We start from the raw sequence: 17289 nt of genomic DNA, 5'->3' as shown, positions 1-17289 counted from the left end.
GAGAGGAAACACCATGCCTACCGAACGCGAAGTCCAACATCCCGATGGCCGGGTTGAACGCATCACTGAGACCAGCGCTGCACCCACCACCGTCGTCGAGCGTCGCGGCAGCGGCATGGGCGCCATCGTCGCCCTGATCGTCGGCCTGCTGGCCGTGCTGGTGATCGGCTACTTCCTGATGAACATGAACCGCAGCGACGCGGTGAAGGACAACGCCATCGCCGGCGCCGCCGAGAGCGTCGGCAACGCCGCCGACAACATTGGGGAAGCCGCGCGCGACGCCGTTCCGGAACGCAAGTAGGCTCTAGCGCGCCGATTGAGCGGGGGTGGAGGGGCGCCATTCGGGACCGATCGGTTCCAGCCCCTCCGCCTCCAGCCGATCCAATACGCCGTTCGGCTCGGCCAGTAGCCGCAAGGGGGCAATAGCGACGGTGATCCCGGTTTCGGCCAGCGCCTTGTCCACCGCCGTGTTCCATATCAGACGCAGATCGTCCGCCTGGGCCATCACCGACCAGTAGGAACAGGCCGTCGCCGCCCTTTCCAAGGGCGAGTCGAGCACCGCCGGGATCCGGCGCAGACGCCAGTTCTCCGCACGTTGCGCGCCCGCCTCGACCCCGGCCTCCGCCGCCGTCGCCGCAGCGTCGATGCAGTCGAGGTAGCGTTCGGGCGGCGTCGTCAGAACCTTTTCGATCAGCTCGTCACCCCTGAAGATGCCGACGGGTTCAGCCGGCGTGCGATTGGCGCGCGTCGCCTGACGGACCAGGCCGGATACCGGACGCCCTCCGCTGCTGTACCCGCCCAGTTCCATCAGATCGCCCGACAGGATCAACATGCTGTCGCGGGTCGGGCCTTCGCCTGTCAGGCTTTCGACCCGGGCCTCAAGGTCCGGGGACAGATAGTCGGCGCTGGTTCGCCCGTTCGGCAAACGCGTCAGCGTCCGAAACCGCCAGATCAGCCGGCCCACATCGGCCAGTGACGCCCGCCCCTCGACGGGAAACAGAACGCGGTCCGCACGATCAACCGCCGAGATGAGAGCGTCGGTGCGCCACTCCATCTTTCTGGGCAAACCGTCGATCGATCCGACCAGGATCAGGACGCTGTCGCCGCGCCGCACTTCCCACATCGGCGCCTCGATCCGGCGGGCGGTGACGACGATATCCTCGACGGCGTCCGATGGCGCATCCTGCGCGACGGCCGGCGCGGTCGTCAGCGCCATCGCGGCAAGTAAAAACAATAGAGAAGATGAGCGTCTGATCATTACATCGCTGTAAACTTCATTACTGTCACTGGTGTAATGAAATCGCTGTAATGATGTCGTCGATTTAATCCACCTTGCGGCCTTGTAACTGGAGATGAACGCGGCGGATCGGCACACCTCTCGCCAACACCCGAGGGGAAGACCAATGACAAAGACCCTGCTGCTGGCCAGCACCGCCCTGCTTTTCACCGCCGGCGCCGCATTCGCCGGCGACAAGCCCCAAGTCGCCGAGGCCCCCGTGCCGACCGGCCCGACCAACCAGGCGCCCCTGGCCGACGCCAGCCAGCGCGGCGTGCTGGTCTTTACGCCGGACTTCTTCGCCGCCCAGCGCCCGAATACGGCGCTCGACATGGTCAACCGGGTCCCCGGCTTCTCCATCGACAACGGATCGGGCGCGCGCGGTTTCGAAGGGGCGGTCGGCAATGTGCTGATCAACAACAACCGCCCCGCCTCAAAGAACGACTCGGGTTCGAACGTCCTGGGCCGGACCCTGGCCAATCAGGTCGAGCGCATCGAACTGATCCGGGGCGGCGCGCCGGGTATCGACATGCAGGGCTATTCCGTCGTCGTGAACGTCATCCTGAAGACGACCGACAGCCGCCAGTCGATCCTGACCTGGAACGCCATGCTGTTCGAAGGCGGCCATGACATCTATGGCGGCTCCTATCAGTTCACTCAGAACAAGAGCGACCGCAGCTGGGGCGTGACCCTGTCGGACGGCATGGGATCCAGCGATTCCAACGGCGTCGGCCGGTCGATCCGTCGCAACGCCGCCGGCGACGTCATCCGCGACGAGCGTTTTGAAAACGACGGATGGGGCGGCGGCCAGAGCATTCGCGGCAACTACACAGGCCCGGTTTTCGGCGGAAAGCTGGAGGGCACCGCCCGCTATGGTCTGAACGACTATCAGAACTGGACCGAGCTTTCGTCGCCCACGTCGCTGCGCCGCAGCGACTATGCCGAAGACGGCGATTCCGGCGAGCTGGGCCTGACCTGGACCCGCACCCTGAACCCGCGCTGGACCCTGGAGACGCGTCTGATCCACGAGTTCTCCAGCTTCGACAGCGTGTCGGGCAGCAACGAGACCCTGAACGGCACGGCGGCGCCGGAGCAGCAGTTCAAATCCGACGGCGACTCGTCGGAATCCATCCTGCGCGCCCTGGTGCGTCACGAACGCTCGCCCGCCCTGACGATCGAGGCCGGCGCCGAGATCGCCTACAATATGCTGGACGTGAACCAGGCCTTCACCATCGGCGGCGTCGGCGTGCCCCTGCCCAGCGCCTCGGTCAAGGTCGAGGAGACGCGCGGCGAGGCCTTCAGCAAGGCGACCTGGCGGATCAATCCGAAACTGACGCTGGAAGGCGGTGTGCGCCTGGAAGCCTCCACCATCAGCCAGTCGGGCGATGCGGACCAGGAAAAGAGCTTCTTCTTCGCCAAGCCGCGGCTGCTGGCGACCTGGACGCCGATGGCCGACAACCAGCTACGTTTCCGCTTCGAGCGCGAACTGGGTCAGTTGGACTTCGGCGACTTCGCCGCCTCGGCTGAGCTGAGCGATGGCACGGTGTTCGGCGGCAACGTCGATCTGGAGCCGGAGCAGCGCTGGATTTCCGAACTGTCCTACGAACGCCGCTTCTGGGGCGAAGGCGTGGTCTCGATCGGCTATCGCCACGACCGCATCATCGACGTGATCGACCGCCTGCCCCTGCCCGGCGGCCTGTCGGCGACCGGCAATATCGGCGACGGGACGCTGGATCAGCTGTCGCTGAATGTCGTGGTGCCGCTGGACAAGGTCGGGATTTCGGGCGCCCGGTTCACCTTCAGGAACGATTGGAACAAGACCAGCGTCACCGACCCGACCACGGGCGAGGACCGCCGCATCTCGGGCGTGCGCCCCAGCCAGGCCAACGTCGGCTTCCAGCAGGACATCACCTCGTGGAAGACCCAGTGGGGGATCAACTGGCTGCCGCGTCTGGGCCAGGCGACCTACGATCCGGACCAGACCTTCGCCTGGCGCGGTGCGGACTATCTGGAGGCCTTCGTCGAATACAAGCCCAGCCCGACCCTGTCGCTGCGCGCACAGCTGAACCTGTGGGACGACTTCACCCAGCAGCGCACGGTCTACGCCACACGCAATCCGCGCACCGTGGCCTTCGTCGAGGAGCGCTCCATCGACCCGCGCACCTTCGTCTCGTTGCGGGTCCGCAAGACCTTCTGAGGTCGCGCTTCACGCAGCAAAAAGCCCCGGCGGATCGCTCCACCGGGGCTTTTCCCATGATCAGGCGTCGATCAGTGGCTGGGCGTCGAGGCCGCAGGACGGGCGACGTTGCCGTCTTCCTGACCGCGATCGTTCAGCGCAGGGCCAGGGTGGTTGTCCCCGTCATTGGCGCCGTGCGACCAGCCCTTGATGAAGTGGCTGATGACAATGAAGGCCACGCCGATACCCATGCCCCACAGGCCCAGCAGCTTGAACACTTCAAGCGAGGTCTGCAGCGCAAGGCCCGGGTTCAGCACCTGGCCGCCGACCGTCTCCGTACCCGCCAGGCCGGCGATCCAACCGCCGACATATTGGGCGATGGAGCTGGCCAGGAACCAGACGGCCATCATGAAGCTGACCACCTTGGCGACGGACAGTTTTGTGATTTCCGACAGGCCCACCGGCGACAGGAACAGCTCGCCGGTCGTGTGGAACAGATAGAGCAGACCCAGCAGGAGCAGCGGCATCTGGAAGGCCGAGTTGGCCATGCCGGCGCCCCACACCACGATCATGAAGCCCAGTCCGACCTGAAGCAGGCCGAGGCCGAACTTCAGCGTGGGGTTGGGGTCCAGGTTGCGCTTGCCGAGGAAGGCCCAGAGCGCGGCCATGATCGGTGCGAAGATCAGGATGAAGCCCGCATTGAACGACTGGGTCTGGGCCGCCGTGATGGTGGCGTCGATCCAGGGACCCGACGTGCTGAGACCGGCGGCGGCGATCTGGGCCGGGGTGCCGACGGTGACGCCCAGCAGCTGGAACGCCTGCGGGGTGATGCTGAGATCGACGTTGCGGTCGGCGAACAGGTTCAGCGAGGTGCCGGCCTGTTCGAACAGGGTGAAGAAGACGACCGAGCCGAAGATCAGCACCAGGGCCAGCATCATCCGCTCACGCTGCGCCTTGTTCTCGCAAACCTTGACGATGACGTAGAGGATGAACAGCAGCGACGCGACGGTGGCGGCGCCCAGGACCCAACCCACCAGGGCGTTGCGCTGAACCATGAACCAGACGACGCCGACGCCCAGGATGCTGAGCAGATAGATCGACCATTCGCGGTTGATGGGACCCAGCATCGGCTTGCTCAGATTGGCTTCGGCCGGAGGCTCGCCCTTGCCTTGCAGCAGGGGTTTGCCCAGCACGAACACGATCCAGCCCAGCGCCATGCCGACGCCGGCCAGACCAAAGCCTGCCCACCAGCCGACGGTCTGACCCAAAAGGCCGCACAGCACCGCCGCCCAGAAGGCGCCGAGGTTGATGCCGTAGTAGTAGAGCGTGAAGCCGGAATCCCGCCGCGGATCGCCCTGCGGATAGAGCTGTCCGACGATGGTCGAGATGTTTGGCTTCAGGAAGCCGACGCCCATGATGATGAAGGACACCGCCAGATAGAAGACGTTCACGCCCGCCATGTCGCGGGTCGCGTCGATCTTGTATTCGCCTGTCGGCAGCACGGCCGGCAGCGGCGAGGCGGCCGGTAGGTTCTCGATCGCCAGGCCGTTTTCGGCCGCCTCGAAGGCGTATTTCTGGCCGTTGACGACGATCGACACTTCACGCGCCGCGCCGCGGCCTTCGGCGTCGATCTGATAGGTCTGACCGGCGTAGGTCAGGGTTTCGGTGGCGGGACGGCCCTCGAAAGCCATCATGCCGTGACCGGCGACCAGCAGCAGGGCGCCGAAGGCGACGGCCTTACGCGTACCGATGAAGCGGTCGGCCATGATGCCGCCCAGCAGGGGCAGCAGATAGACCAGCGAGGTGTAGGAGCCGTAGGTCGACCCCGCCATGGCGTCGTCGAACAGGAAGTGTTGCGTCAGGAAGAAGATCAGGATGCCGCGCATGCCGTAGTAGGAGAAACGCTCCCACATCTCGGCGAAGAACAGGATGATCAGTCCGCGCGGGTGGTTCTTGAGGATCTGCATCAGCACCGGCACGCCCGTGGCGAAGGTGATGATCAGTCCAAGGGCGACGACGATGTTCATGCGCGCGTCCCCCTAATCGTCTCTACGCGTCGTGTAAGTCGCGCCTTCCCCAAATCCGTCCTCAACGGCTCACTCCCAACTGCCGCGCCGCTTATCGGGCGCGCGAAAGGCGCATACCCAGCACAGCGGGGGAATTCGAACAAGTGTTAAGGCTGTCGCGGGAGTGGCCAGGCGACGCGCGAGGAAAGCGAAAAACAACCCTGGGTGACGCCCGATGGCGCACATCCTGCTAAGTCGGTCGTCAGAAACGCTCGCGGTTTCATAATGGGAAGGCGCGCCAGATGTCTGTCAGACCGATCGCCGCTCCAGACCATGAGGCGCTGAACAGGCTGCATCGTCAGGTCGGCTGGCCCGAGCGATCGCCGGCCGGATGGCGCTGGCTCGAGGCCAATCCGGCGCGGTTGGCGCTGGGCGCGCCCGCGGGCTGGGTGGTCGCCGACGCGGACGACAACGCCGTCGCCATGCTGGGCAACTTCATCCAGCGGTTTCGCTACGGCGCCCAGGATCACTTCGGCGCCACTGGGTTTTCGATCATCGTGCCGCCCAGCCAGAAGGGCGCCAGCCGCCCTCTGATCCGCACTTTTTTGAAACAGCCGGGCCTGTTCGCTCGCTACACCTTCAACGCCAATGCGCGCTCGGCGCCGCTGTATGGCCTGTTCGACATGAAGCCTTGGCCGGCCGAAAGTCATGGACTGAAGCTGTCATGGATCACCAATCGTCTGGCCTGCGCTCAGGGTCGAAGTTTGCGCCTGCTGCTGGGCCGCACCTCCGCCGAGACCGCCGCGCGTCTGGGCGAGCGGCTGATGAACGGGCGCGTGTTTCGCCAGACGCCGCTTGTGCTGCCGACTGGAGTGACGGTCCTGCGCGACCTATCGGACACTTCGCCCTATGCGGACTTCTGGCGCCGGCTGTCGCAAGAAGAGCGTCTGCTGGCGGATCGCAGTCCGGAAATCCTGCGCTGGCGGTTGGCGGACCCCGACCTGACTCTGCCGCCGGTCATGCTGGCCTGCGTCAGGGACAGCCAAATCGTCGGGATGGCCATGGCGCAGATGACCAAGACCAGCCTGATCGAGCCGCCCTATCTGGACATCGTCGATCTGATCGCCCTGAAGGCGGCGCCCGAGGCGATTGCGCTTTTGACCCAAGCGTTGATCGACAACGCCCGCGCGCTGGGGGCCGCTAAGGTGCGGCTGCAGATGGTGACGCCGCGCCTGCTGGCGCAGTTGGGCGATATGGCGAAGACGGCGCGGCGCGAGGGCGGCTGGGGGCATTGCCACGCCATCATCGACGATCCCGCGCTGGCGGCCGCCTGGGCGCCGACGCCGTTCGACGGCGATTACGGCATCTGTTCGCGCACGCCGCCGATGCCCAAGGCGTCGACCGCCGCAACGATCATGCGCCCGACCTTGGGAGGTCGCGTGTCCAAGGCCTGATCAGGCCTTAGGGCGGGCCTTCAGCTCGTCGCGGATCTCGGCCAGCAGGGCTTCAGTCGCCGTCGGCGCGGCCGGCGCCGGATCGGGCTGGGCGGCCTGCTGGCGACGCAGGGCGTTGATGCCCTTGACCACCATGAACACGACCCAGGCCACGATCAGAAACTGGATCACGGTGTTCAGGAAGGCGCCGTATTGGATCGCCACCTTCTCGACGGCCTCGGTCGCCGGGTTCTCAGCCCTCAGCACCCATTCCAGTTCCGAGAAATCGATGCCGCCGGTGATCAGGCCGATGGGCGGCATCACCACCTGATCGACCAGGCTTTTGACGATGCCGTTGAAGGCGGCGCCGATGATCACGCCGACCGCCAGGTCCACGACATTGCCCTTGACCGCGAACTCGCGAAACTCCGACAGCAGGCTCATGAGATTTCCTTGAGAAAGTTAGATCAGGCGTCGCCCGAGGCGTTCAGCCGCTCGCGCAGCTCCTTGCCGCTCTTGAAGAAGGGGACGGCCTTGGCGGGCACCTCGACGGTTTCGCCAGTACGCGGATTGCGACCCGCGCGCGCCGGACGCGACCGCACAGACAGGGCGCCGAAACCGCGCAACTCGACCCGGCCGCCTTCGGACAAGGCCGAGGTCATGGTGTTGAGGATCACATTGACCAGCCGCTCGACCTCGGCGTGGGTCAGGTGGGTATTTTCCGCTGCAAGCTTCTCGATCAGTTCGGACTTGATCATCTGCGCCCCCGCGAGCTCGGAATGACGGGCTGTTTCGCCCGCCGTTGATCCAGAGCCTACACCCTAACCTTCGACAGGCTCTGTAAAAAGCCCTTATCCGACAATGATGCGCGCCATTCGCAAGGAAAATGTCCGGAAGTGCACACAGCAGTGTGCCAGACAGAGAAAAGGGCGACGGGATTGCTCCCGCCGCCCTTCATTCTTTTTTCGCTATCGCAGATCGCGCGGCGCTCCGCTGCTTGAGCGAAGCGCCTAACGCTCTTTGGATGAGCGCTTAGTCCTTGGTGCCGGCGTTCTTCAGCGCGGCGCCCAGGATGTCGCCCAGCGAAGCGCCCGAATCGGAAGATCCGAACTGTTCGATGGCTTCCTGCTCGTCCTTCATTTCCAGCGCCTTGATCGACACCGAGACGCGGCGCGAGGCCTTGTCCACGGCGGTGATCATGGCGTCGACGCGGTCGCCGACGGCGAAGCGTTCCGGACGTTGCTCGTTGCGGTCGCGCGACAGGTCCGACTTCCGAACGAAGGCCGTGACCGGCGCGTCGTCTTCACCGAACTTGACCTCGATGCCGCCCGACTCGATCGCCGTCACGGTGACGGTGATCTGCTGGCCGCGACGATAGGTGTCGCCCTCGCCGATCGGATCGCCGCCCAGCTGCTTGATGCCCAGCGAGACGCGTTCTTTCTCGACGTCGACGTCCAGGACCTTGGCCTTGACCATCTCGCCCTTGCGGTAGCGCTGGATGGCTTCTTCACCCGACACCGACCAGTCGAGGTCGGACAGGTGCACCATGCCGTCGATGTCGTTGTCCAGGCCGATGAACAGGCCGAACTCGGTGGCGTTCTTGACTTCGCCCTCGACGGTCGAACCGATCGGGTTGTTGGCGACGAAGGCGTCCCACGGATTGTCCTGAGCCTGCTTCAGGCCCAGCGAGATGCGGCGCTTGGAGGCGTCGACATCCAGAACCACGACGTCGACTTCCTGCGAGGTCGAGACGATCTTGCCGGGGTGGACGTTCTTCTTGGTCCAGGACATTTCCGAGACGTGCACCAGGCCCTCGACACCGGCTTCCAGCTCCACGAAGGCGCCGTAGTCGGTGATGTTGGTGATGCGGCCCGTGTACTTGGCGCCGACCGGATACTTGGCTTCCACGCCGTCCCAGGGGTCCGACTGCAGTTGCTTCATGCCCAGCGAGATACGCTGGGTGTCCGGGTTGATCTTGACGATCTGGACCTTGACGGTGTCGCCAACGGCCAGAACCTGGCTCGGGTGCGAAACGCGCTTCCACGACATGTCGGTGACGTGCAGCAGGCCGTCGATGCCGCCCAGGTCGACGAACGCGCCGTAGTCGGTGATGTTCTTGACGACGCCTTCGCGGACTTCACCCTCGGCCAGCTGACCGACCAGTTCCGTGCGCTGTTCGGCGCGGGCTTCTTCCAGGATGGCGCGACGCGACACGACGATGTTGCCGCGCGGACGGTCCATCTTCAGGATGGCGAAGGGCTGTTCCTTGCCCATCAGCGGGCCGACGTCGCGGACCGGACGAATGTCGACTTGCGAACCGGGCAGGAAGGCCGAGGCGCCGCCCAGGTCGACGGTGAAGCCGCCCTTGACGCGACCGACGATAGCGCCGTTGACCGGCTGGCCTTCGGCGAACACGACTTCCAGACGGGTCCAGGCTTCTTCGCGACGGGCCTTGTCGCGGCTGATGACGGCTTCGCCCAGGGCGTTCTCGACGCGCTCCAGGTAAACCTCGACGTTGTCGCCGACCTTGGGCAGGGCGCCGTCGTCGCCTTGGCCGAATTCGCGCATGGCGATGCGGCCTTCGGTCTTCAGACCAACGTCGATGATGACGATGTCTTTTTCGATGCCGACGACGCGGCCGTGCACGACCTGGCCTTCGCCGAAGTCGCGACCCGACAGTTGTTCGTCGAGCAGCGCCGAGAAGTCGTCGCGCGTGGGGTTGAGAGTATCAGACATGAAGCTCTGGTGTTTCCAGTGGGGCTGTGGCGCGTGACCGAAGAGCGATCCCGCGCGAGGTGGACCCCTGACGCAGCGAAAGGCGGCGCGCGGGGCGATGGGAAAAGATGGAATCAGGTCGTCGGGATGCGAGGCCGTTCAGAACGATCAAAACGCCCGCGGAGGCCGAGGGTGGGAGCGTTGGATTTGCGAGATGGGTCAGAGACCGTGTTTCGCGCGCGCCGCCTCGACGATACGGCGGGCCGCATCGAAGGCGGCCTCTATACCCAGATCGGTCGTATCCAGCAAGACCGCGTCATCGGCCTGAACCATCGGGGCCGCCCCGCGCCCGGCGTCGCGCTCGTCGCGGCGCTGGATGTCGGCCAGCATGGCGTCAAAGGCGATGTCCGAACCGCGCGCCGTCAGCTGCTTCCAGCGGCGCGTGGCCCGCACCTCGGGCGTCGCGGTGACGAACAATTTGGCCTGAGCGTTCGGCGCAATCACCGTGCCGATGTCGCGTCCGTCGAGAACCGCGCCGCCCGCCTGGGCCGCGAACGCCTGCTGCAGCTCCAGCAGAGCCGCCCGCACGCCGGCGAAGCTGGCGACACGGCTGGCGGCCTCGCCCGCCTCGCCTGTCGTCAGGCGCGGATCGTCCGATAGACCTGCCGCATCCAGCCCCCGCGCCGCCTGCGTCGCCGCGGCCTCGTCATCCAGCGATCCGCCGTCCGCCAGCACCCTTGCGCCCACGGCTCGGTACAGCAGCCCCGTATCCAGATGCGGCAGGCCATAGGTCTGGGCCAGACGCGCGGCGATGGTCCCCTTGCCAGAGGCGGCCGGTCCGTCGACGGCGATGATCAGGGTCAAGCAGGTCTCCGCAGCGCGTGGCGCATTTCAATCTCGATCCCAAACGCACGGGAGGCCGAGCCTGATAGCGAGGATCGCCCGACCAATCCAGCCGCAGGCCTCAGTCTCGGCGTCCGACCAAATCACGAATTGCAAGGCCGGCCAGCAGGACCGCCAAGCCCGCCCCGGCCGCAACCGACGCCACATAGAAGGGGACCACACTCCAAAACAGCACGGTTCGGTCCGCCAACAGAACGTCCGGCCCCTTTCGGTTGTTCAGCACCCCGGCATCCAGGCTTTGGACGATTTCTTGGGCTCCGATCACGCAGAACCAGCCGATCAGGATCGCGATCGCCAGCGTCAGGATCGGCTTGATCCAGCCCGACGGCCCCGGCCGGTTCACGACCATGCCTTCCAACGCGCCAGAACCACGACCGCGAAGGCCGCCAAACCCAGCCAAACCAAACAGGCGACGCCGCTCAGCGCCACGGTCGAATAGAAGAAGGCGTCGCCCTCGGCCCTAAGATGCACGGCGCCATGCTTGCCCGAGACCTGGCCTGTCGTCACCCCTTGCCAGACGATCCAAGCCGTCCAGGCAGCTCCGCCCAGACAGGTCAGAAAACCGAGGACCGCGATGCCTCGACCGACGACGTCGCGCACGGGCTTCACGCGATACGCCCGCCCAGGCCGTTCATCATCTCGACGAAGCCGGGGAAGCTGGTGGCGATCATCCCAGGCTCGTCGACCGAGACCGGCTGTTCGGCGGCCAGGCCCAGGACCAGATGGCTCATGGCGATGCGGTGGTCGTGGGCGGTGTGGACCAGGCCGCCGCCACGCACCGACCTGCCCTGGCCGGCGCCGGTGACGATGAAGCCTTCCGGCTCCTCCTCGACCTGAACGCCGCAGGCGCGCAGGCCCTCGACCATCAGCGAAATCCGGTCGCTTTCCTTGACCCGCATTTCACCCACGCCGCGCATGACGGTGACGCCGTCCGCAAAGGCCGCCGTCGCCGCCAGGATCGGATATTCGTCGATCATCGAGGCGGCGCGATCCTCGGGCACTACCACGCCCTTCAGGGACGAGTGACGGGCGGTGATGTCGCCGACCTCTTCGCCCCCGGCCTCACGCCGGTTGGTGGTGGTCAGGTCGGCGCCCATCTCGATCCAGGTTTCGAACAGGCCGGTGCGAAGCGGGTTCAGCATCACGCCCTCGACCGTGACCTCCGACCCCGGCACGATCAGCCCCGCCGCAAGGGGAAACGCCGCCGAGGACGGATCGCCCGGCACGGCGACGAAGGTCCCGGTCAGGGCCTGACCGCCCTTCAGCGTCACCTTCCAGCCCTCGCCCCTCTCCTCGACGCTCACCTCGGCGCCAAAGGCCCGCAGCATCCGCTCGGTGTGATCACGGCTCTTTTCGGGCTCGACCACCGAGGTGACGCCCTCGGCGTTCAGCCCCGCCAGCAGGATGGCCGACTTCACCTGGGCCGAGGCCACCGTCTGCACATAGTCGATCGCCTTCAGCGCGCCGCCGGTCAGGGCCACAGGAAGCCGATCCTCGGCCGCCTGCCAGTCGAACGCCGCACCCATGTCCGCCAGGGGTCCCGTGACCCGCTTCATCGGCCGCTTTCTCAGCGAGCCGTCGCCATCGAAGGTCGCCGTCAGCGGATAGCCGGCCGCCGCGCCCATCAGCAGGCGCACCCCGGTTCCCGCGTTGCCGCAGTCGATCACCGAAGCCGGCGTCTTAAAGCCCCCCGCCCCCTCGATCCGCCATCTGCCGTCTCCGGTCCGCTGGACCTTGGCGCCGAAGGCTTCGACTGCACGGGCGGTGGCCAGGACGTCGTCGCCTTCCAGAAGGCCCTCGACCTCGGTCACACCCGACGCCATTCCGCCCAGGATCATCGACCGGTGCGACATCGACTTGTCGCCCGGTGCGCGGACCTTTCCGGTCAGGGCGGATGCGCGGCGTGAAGTCAGTTGGGACGGCATGATCACCCGCTTCAGGCTGTATTGTGCGAAGGGCCGCGCGGGCGGCGCGAAAGACAGCTTTTGACAGCGGGTCAAAGGGGTGGCAAGGGACCGCCCCGAATTCAACCCGTTGAAAGCATCCAAACGTGGCCAATCCCGAACTGGGCGCCAAACAGGTCTGCCCCAACTGCCAGGCGAAGTTTTACGACCTGAACCGTCGCCCCGCACACTGCCCCAAATGCGGAACCGACTTCGATCCCGAAGAGGCGATGAAGCTGCGCAGCCGCCGCGCCCGTCCCGGCTATCCGTCCGACGATGAGGACACGGAAGATCAGGTCAAGGACAAGAAGGTCGACGGCGACGAGGACGAGGAAGACGACGTCAAGACGCCGGAAATCGACGAGGAAGGCCACGAGCCGATCCTCACGCCGGACGACGAGGACGAAGACTCCCCGGCTGACGCCTCGGAAGAAGCCGGCATGGGCTCGACCGACGGCGACGACGATCTGCTGGCCGACGACGATGACGACTCCGTGCCGTTCATCGAGGACGAAGACGACGACTCGATCGATGACGAGATCGCCAAGCCGTCGCGCGACGACGACTAAATTCTTGAGCCTATCGCGCATCGCGCGACTTGAAGCCCAACTTGCTGTGGGCTTCTCGCGATCTGGCTCAGATTCTTGTTGCACCCGCCGCATTTCCCGTTAGGGAGACGCGGCGGGACAGCATGCCTTTCACACCTTTCGGTTTGAAAAATCTGCGTATTTTCACCTTTGGAAACGCGGTGAAAATAAATCTCGAAACGGGCTTGATCGCAGAAAAAGCCTGACCTAGTTTCCGCCGCCTCGCCGGGGGCCATCGCAAGATGAACCGGGCGATCCAGACCGACAGGTCCGGGGCTTTAGCTCAGTTGGTAGAGCGCTTGCATGGCATGCAAGAGGTCAGCGGTTCGACTCCGCTAAGCTCCACCATCGTCACCTCCGAGCACCGCAAGGTGTTCGGAGGGACGGCCATCCTCACCCACATTTTCGATCCGCAGAAGTCGCCACTGGGCGCGCGACTAGGCGCTCGTCTATCGTCCGATGACGAATGCGGCAGGCGGCTCGATCCGAACCTCCCGCCGCGATAGCCGCCGGTCAGTTCTCGACTTCGGTCGACCCTTGCCGGAACTCTTCGGCCGGCACGAAGGCCGAGCCTTCTTCATCCAACACCCAGACGCCGATCAGCGCGGGGTGATCCGGGGTGACGTCTTCGTCCAGCAGGTCGCCCTCATAGACGCCGACATTGCTGTAATCGAAATCCAGAAGCAGCTGATCGGCCATGTCGATCATCTCGTCGGCCATGCGGCGTGCATAGCCCACCGCCTCGCTGGCGTCGGAAAAGTCGTCCGTCAACGTGTTGACCTCTGCGGCCTCGCTGCCCTGAACGGCGCTGGTGGTGACGATGGTGAATGCGGACATGGTGATCTTTCTTAAGTCTAAGGACTTCACCTAGCCCGTTTGGCCCCGCAACACGTCGAAATTCGGTTGCGCCATCGACGCTATCGATCGGCCCCGCCGCGATCGTTGCGCTTCGTCGCGCGATAGACCTTCTGCAAGCCGCCCAGCCGCCGGCGTTCCGCAGCCTTGGCGATCCGTTCCGCCTTGTCCCCTGCGGCCGCCAGTTCCGACTTCAGCTTCTGGAAATGCGCCCAGCGCGGTCCCTCCAGCGTGCCGTCCGCCAGGGCCGCCTGGACAGCGCATCCCGGCTCGCTCACATGGCCGCAGTTGGTGAAGCGGCACTCCTGCATCAGATGTTCGATATCGTCGAAGACCGCTTCCACACCCTCTTCGGCGTCGATCAGGCCCACTTCGCGGATGCCGGGCGTGTCGATGATGAGACCGCCGCCGGGTAGCGGGATCAGCTGGCGATGGCTGGTTGTATGCCGTCCCTGGTCGTCGGATGCGCGGATCGCCTGGGTCGCCATCCGATCCTCGTTCAGGAAGGCGTTGACCAGGGTGGACTTGCCGACACCCGACGAGCCGATCAGGACACAGGTCTCGCCCGGCTTCACCTGAAGACGCAGCGCCTCAAGGCCGACGCCTTCGCGCGCCGAGACGGTCAGGACCAGGGTCTGCGTCTCCAGCGCCGCCACCTGAGCGGCCTCGGCCTGGGGGTCGGCGCTGAGATCTGACTTCGTCAGAACAAGAACAGGCCGCGCTCCGCTGTCCATCGCGGCAGCCAGGAAACGCTGTATCCGGCGCGGATTCAGATCCGCATTCATCGAGGTGACGACAAAGGCCACGTCGATATTGGCCGCCAGGATCTGGGTTCGACGCACGCTGTCGGCCGCCCGTCTCACGAAGGCCGTGCGGCGAGGCAGGACGGCGTGGATGGTGGCGGCGCCGTCCTGAGGGTTCAGCGACAGCGCCACCCAGTCGCCCACCGCAGGGGGCCCAGTCTCCTGGGCTTCGTGCCGCAGTCGGCCGGACGCCTTGGCCTGAAGCTCGCCCGCATCCGTGACGACCAGATAGCCGTTGCGATGCTGGAGGATGACGCGGCCCGGCGCGTGGCCGGCATGGGCATGCGGCGCGAACGCCGTCGCCCAGACCTCGGACCATCCATACTGTTCGATCAAGTCAACGGCATCCCTGTCGCTCGCGCTCCTCAGCCGGCTTGTGCTGAACACTGTCCCAAAGCCTTGCCAGTCGGCGGGGCCGCGAACAAGCATGCTCGCCGTCCCGGCGCCTCGGGAACGAAATGTCGGTCGGCGGCGCTCCGCTATCGAGACGATGTTCAGCGAGGAAAGAACGGCGATGAGCGAGATCAAGGAAGGCATGGAAGTCATCGGAGCCGACGGCGTGCACGTCGGCGTCGTGGACCGGGTCGAGAGCGACCGGATCAAGCTGACACGGCGCGAGAACACCGGCGCCCACGCCGATCACCACCACTATATCGAGAACGGTTTCGTCGCCGGCGTCGAGGGCGACAAGGTACGCCTGTCGGCCAACGCCGATGTCGCCGTCACGCTTGAAGAAGAAGAATCCGGTCGCCCGGTCGATCTCTGACCGAACGGCTCCGCGTGCCTAAAGCAGCGTGGCGGCCAGATTGACCGTCAGAGCCAGGATGACGGCGTTGAAGAACCAGGCGATCAGACTGTGAAACGTCGCCAGGCCGCGCAGCTTGCGGCTGGAAATCTGCACATCGGCCGTCTGGTTCGCCACGCCGATGATCAAGGCGAAGTGTAGAAAGTCCCAGTAGTCCGCGTCCTCCTCACCCGGAAAGATCAGCCCGCCCTGATCGCCCTTGCCGTCGTCACGCGGGGCATAGAAGCCGTGGGCGTAATGCAAGGCGAAGATGATGTGCACGTACAACCACGACAGGCCGACGGTGCACACTGAAAAGACCGCCTGCCCGACCGTCGGCTTGCCGTCGCTGGCCACCATGGCGAGGACCAGGACCACGACGCTGGCGACGGCCGCCGCCGTGCTGAGCGGCAGAACCAGAACGCCGGCCTGATCCAGTTCCGCCGCGCGGCGTCGCATCGCCTCCTGAGAACGCGCCCGGAATATCCGCGCAAAGGTCGCGAGGAGGAAGGTCGCCACGCCCGCGTCCCAGCCGGCCGCCAGTCGCATCGGCCAGCCGAGGCTGGCCGGCGCCAGCGCCGCGACGGCCGCCAGGACCAGAAGCCCGAGCCATAGCGACAAATGCAGACGGAACAGGCGCGCGACAGATCCCATGCCGCGAGATTGCGCATTCCTGGCCGCACGTCCAGCGACCACGCGGCCTGCTGAGAGGCGGCGACCAAAAGTCTTGTCGTCTCATTGAGGGACACGTCTGTCGGCGACGTCATAGAAGTGTCGCTTATCGTTTCGGGGGAAACGCGAATGCTGGTGTCGATCGTGATCGGCGAGGCTCTCTATCTAGCGCATCGCTGTCGGCGGGCCTTGATCGCCTCGCCCGTGGTGCTGATCGGCCTCTGGGCCGTGATGACCGTCATGCCGCACGGATCGATCCGCCTGCCGAGCTGAGGCCCCGCCGTCGCGGTCTTTTCAGACGCCGGACCGAATCCGGCGTCCCAGGCGTTGTCAGGTGTGAACCCCACGCCGAGGACGCCCTGACCGACTTCACGCCATCCCCCCAACGCATCCGCGTCATCGACCTGGAGACGGCCGGATCCGGCCCTCAGGACGTCTGCGAGATCGGCTGGCAGGACGTTGTGCGTGACGGGGCCGGCCCATGGCGTCTGGATGCGACGCGCGGCGCCCGTTTCGTAAATCCCGGCCGGCCGATTTCGCCCGACACCATGGCGGTCCACCACATTCTGGACGAGTGGGTTCGTGACGCCGGCTATTGGAAGGCCGTCGCGCCGCCCATCCTTCGCCCGGACACGGGCGTGATCACGCTGGCGGCTCACCGCGCCAGCTTCGAGCAGCGGTATTGCACCCCTGCCCTGTCAGGCGGCGCAAAGTGGATCTGCACGTGGAAATGCGCCCTGCGGCTGTGGCCCGACCTGCCGCGCTTCTCCAACCAGATGCTGCGCTATCTGCGCCGGCCCGAGGGATTGGTGCACGAGTTGGGCCTGCCTGCGCATCGCGCCCTGCCCGACGCCTATGTTACCGCCCACCATCTGCGCGACATGCTGAACCAGACGACCGTCGAGCAGCTTCTGGCCTGGAGCCGCGAACCTGGACTGTTGCCCCGCGTGCCCGCGGGCCCTGAACGCGGCAAGGCGTGGAGCACGGTGGATGCTGACCGGCTTCATATCCTGGCGTCGGGGCGCGACATCGACATCGCCTTCACCGCCGCGACCGAGCTTCGCCTCCGCGGCCTGATGACCGACACGGTCGTGCGGACGTCGGACCAGGGATGGCTGCTCTAGCGCGCGAGCGCC

The 17289-nt window shown here is 65.7% G+C and carries 18 protein-coding genes, 1 tRNA gene and 1 pseudogene; 8 read left to right on the top strand and 12 right to left on the bottom strand.

The genetic code is table 11. The features are described from left to right. The first annotated feature begins 13 nt into the window (after positions 1 to 13). The gene (locus ASF81_RS00315) at positions 14 to 301 is read left to right on the top strand and encodes a hypothetical protein (protein WP_045809440.1); all 288 of its coding nucleotides are present in this window, start codon (positions 14 to 16) and stop codon (positions 299 to 301) included. A gap of 3 nt (positions 302 to 304) precedes the next feature. Here the strand turns inward: ASF81_RS00315 and ASF81_RS00310 are convergent, their stop codons facing one another. Further along, positions 305 to 1216, bottom strand: a complete 912-nt coding sequence (locus tag ASF81_RS00310; protein WP_055803301.1) for a TraB/GumN family protein — start codon at positions 1214 to 1216, stop codon at positions 305 to 307. Between the two features lie 187 nt (positions 1217 to 1403). Here ASF81_RS00310 and ASF81_RS00305 point away from each other — a divergent pair, with 187 nt between their 5' ends. Beyond that, the gene (locus ASF81_RS00305; protein WP_055803298.1) at positions 1404 to 3473 is read left to right on the top strand and encodes a TonB-dependent siderophore receptor; all 2070 of its coding nucleotides are present in this window, start codon (positions 1404 to 1406) and stop codon (positions 3471 to 3473) included. A gap of 71 nt (positions 3474 to 3544) precedes the next feature. On the opposite strand, the gene ASF81_RS00300 is transcribed toward ASF81_RS00305, so the two are convergent. Next, complete coding sequence (locus ASF81_RS00300) at positions 3545 to 5479, bottom strand: peptide MFS transporter (RefSeq protein WP_055803295.1); 1935 nt, start codon at positions 5477 to 5479, stop codon at positions 3545 to 3547. 281 nt (positions 5480 to 5760) lie between these two features. Between ASF81_RS00300 and ASF81_RS00295 the strand changes: the two genes are divergently transcribed. Next, positions 5761 to 6912 carry a hypothetical protein gene (locus tag ASF81_RS00295; RefSeq protein ID WP_055803292.1) on the top strand — a complete coding sequence of 384 codons (1152 nt, stop codon included), beginning with the start codon at positions 5761 to 5763 and terminating at the stop codon, positions 6910 to 6912. Here ASF81_RS00295 and mscL read toward each other — a convergent pair whose 3' ends face one another. The 7 genes and pseudogenes from mscL to aroA form a co-directional block, all read right to left on the bottom strand. Next, entirely contained in the window at positions 6913 to 7335 is a 423-nt protein-coding gene (gene mscL, locus ASF81_RS00290; RefSeq protein WP_055803289.1) for a large-conductance mechanosensitive channel protein MscL, read from the bottom strand. Between the two features lie 23 nt (positions 7336 to 7358). Next, positions 7359 to 7673 (bottom strand): annotated as a pseudogene (locus tag ASF81_RS00285) (integration host factor subunit beta); the annotation flags it as partial. A gap of 250 nt (positions 7674 to 7923) precedes the next feature. Then, positions 7924 to 9627 carry a 30S ribosomal protein S1 gene (gene rpsA, locus ASF81_RS00280; protein WP_017504363.1) on the bottom strand — a complete coding sequence of 568 codons (1704 nt, stop codon included), beginning with the start codon at positions 9625 to 9627 and terminating at the stop codon, positions 7924 to 7926. A 198-nt stretch (positions 9628 to 9825) separates the two neighbouring features. Further along, positions 9826 to 10470, bottom strand: coding sequence for a (d)CMP kinase (gene cmk / locus ASF81_RS00275; RefSeq protein ID WP_055803286.1), 645 nt, complete (start codon positions 10468 to 10470; stop codon positions 9826 to 9828). A gap of 100 nt (positions 10471 to 10570) precedes the next feature. Continuing rightward, positions 10571 to 10858: a hypothetical protein gene (locus tag ASF81_RS00270; protein WP_055803282.1), complete on the bottom strand. Its 288-nt coding sequence runs from the start codon at positions 10856 to 10858 to the stop codon at positions 10571 to 10573. Next, positions 10849 to 11109, bottom strand: a complete 261-nt coding sequence (locus ASF81_RS00265; protein WP_156363096.1) for a hypothetical protein — start codon at positions 11107 to 11109, stop codon at positions 10849 to 10851. The genes ASF81_RS00270 and ASF81_RS00265 overlap by 10 nt, the downstream gene beginning before the upstream one ends. Positions 11110 to 11114: 5 nt before the next feature. Then, on the bottom strand, positions 11115 to 12437 hold the full coding sequence (gene aroA, locus ASF81_RS00260; RefSeq protein ID WP_369814893.1) for a 3-phosphoshikimate 1-carboxyvinyltransferase: 1323 nt from the start codon (positions 12435 to 12437) through the stop codon (positions 11115 to 11117). Positions 12438 to 12559: 122 nt separating this feature from the next. On the opposite strand from aroA, the gene ASF81_RS00255 reads away from it, so the two are divergent. Both ASF81_RS00255 and ASF81_RS00250 read left to right on the top strand, forming a co-directional pair. Then, positions 12560 to 13021: a TIGR02300 family protein gene (locus tag ASF81_RS00255; RefSeq protein WP_055752793.1), complete on the top strand. Its 462-nt coding sequence runs from the start codon at positions 12560 to 12562 to the stop codon at positions 13019 to 13021. A 290-nt stretch (positions 13022 to 13311) separates the two neighbouring features. Then, a tRNA-Ala gene (locus tag ASF81_RS00250) sits at positions 13312 to 13387 on the top strand. Between the two features lie 165 nt (positions 13388 to 13552). Here the strand turns inward: ASF81_RS00250 and ASF81_RS00245 are convergent. Together ASF81_RS00245 and rsgA are read right to left on the bottom strand one after the other, a co-directional pair. After that, on the bottom strand, positions 13553 to 13876 hold the full coding sequence (locus tag ASF81_RS00245; RefSeq protein WP_055803275.1) for a hypothetical protein: 324 nt from the start codon (positions 13874 to 13876) through the stop codon (positions 13553 to 13555). An 80-nt stretch (positions 13877 to 13956) separates the two neighbouring features. Next, positions 13957 to 15033, bottom strand: coding sequence for a ribosome small subunit-dependent GTPase A (gene rsgA / locus ASF81_RS00240; RefSeq protein WP_055803272.1), 1077 nt, complete (start codon positions 15031 to 15033; stop codon positions 13957 to 13959). Between the two features lie 178 nt (positions 15034 to 15211). Between rsgA and ASF81_RS00235 the strand changes: the two genes are divergently transcribed. Further along, the gene (locus ASF81_RS00235) at positions 15212 to 15463 is read left to right on the top strand and encodes a DUF2171 domain-containing protein (protein WP_055805252.1); all 252 of its coding nucleotides are present in this window, start codon (positions 15212 to 15214) and stop codon (positions 15461 to 15463) included. An 18-nt stretch (positions 15464 to 15481) separates the two neighbouring features. Here ASF81_RS00235 and ASF81_RS00230 read toward each other — a convergent pair whose 3' ends face one another. Next, positions 15482 to 16135, bottom strand: a complete 654-nt coding sequence (locus ASF81_RS00230) for a DUF1345 domain-containing protein (protein ID WP_055803268.1) — start codon at positions 16133 to 16135, stop codon at positions 15482 to 15484. A gap of 147 nt (positions 16136 to 16282) precedes the next feature. On the opposite strand from ASF81_RS00230, the gene ASF81_RS14935 reads away from it, so the two are divergent. After that, a complete protein-coding gene (locus ASF81_RS14935; RefSeq protein WP_156363095.1) occupies positions 16283 to 16426 on the top strand; it encodes a hypothetical protein in 144 nt (47 codons plus the stop codon). 188 nt (positions 16427 to 16614) lie between these two features. Further along, the gene (locus ASF81_RS00225; protein ID WP_235559168.1) at positions 16615 to 17277 is read left to right on the top strand and encodes a DNA polymerase III subunit epsilon; all 663 of its coding nucleotides are present in this window, start codon (positions 16615 to 16617) and stop codon (positions 17275 to 17277) included. Positions 17278 to 17289: the final 12 nt, after the last annotated feature.

Source organism: Brevundimonas sp. Leaf168 (genome assembly GCF_001423685.1).
Classification (GTDB): Bacteria; Pseudomonadota; Alphaproteobacteria; order Caulobacterales; family Caulobacteraceae; genus Brevundimonas; species Brevundimonas vesicularis_C.
Note: the sequence above shows the minus strand (reverse complement) of the source record. Positions and strands in the feature narration are given on the sequence as shown.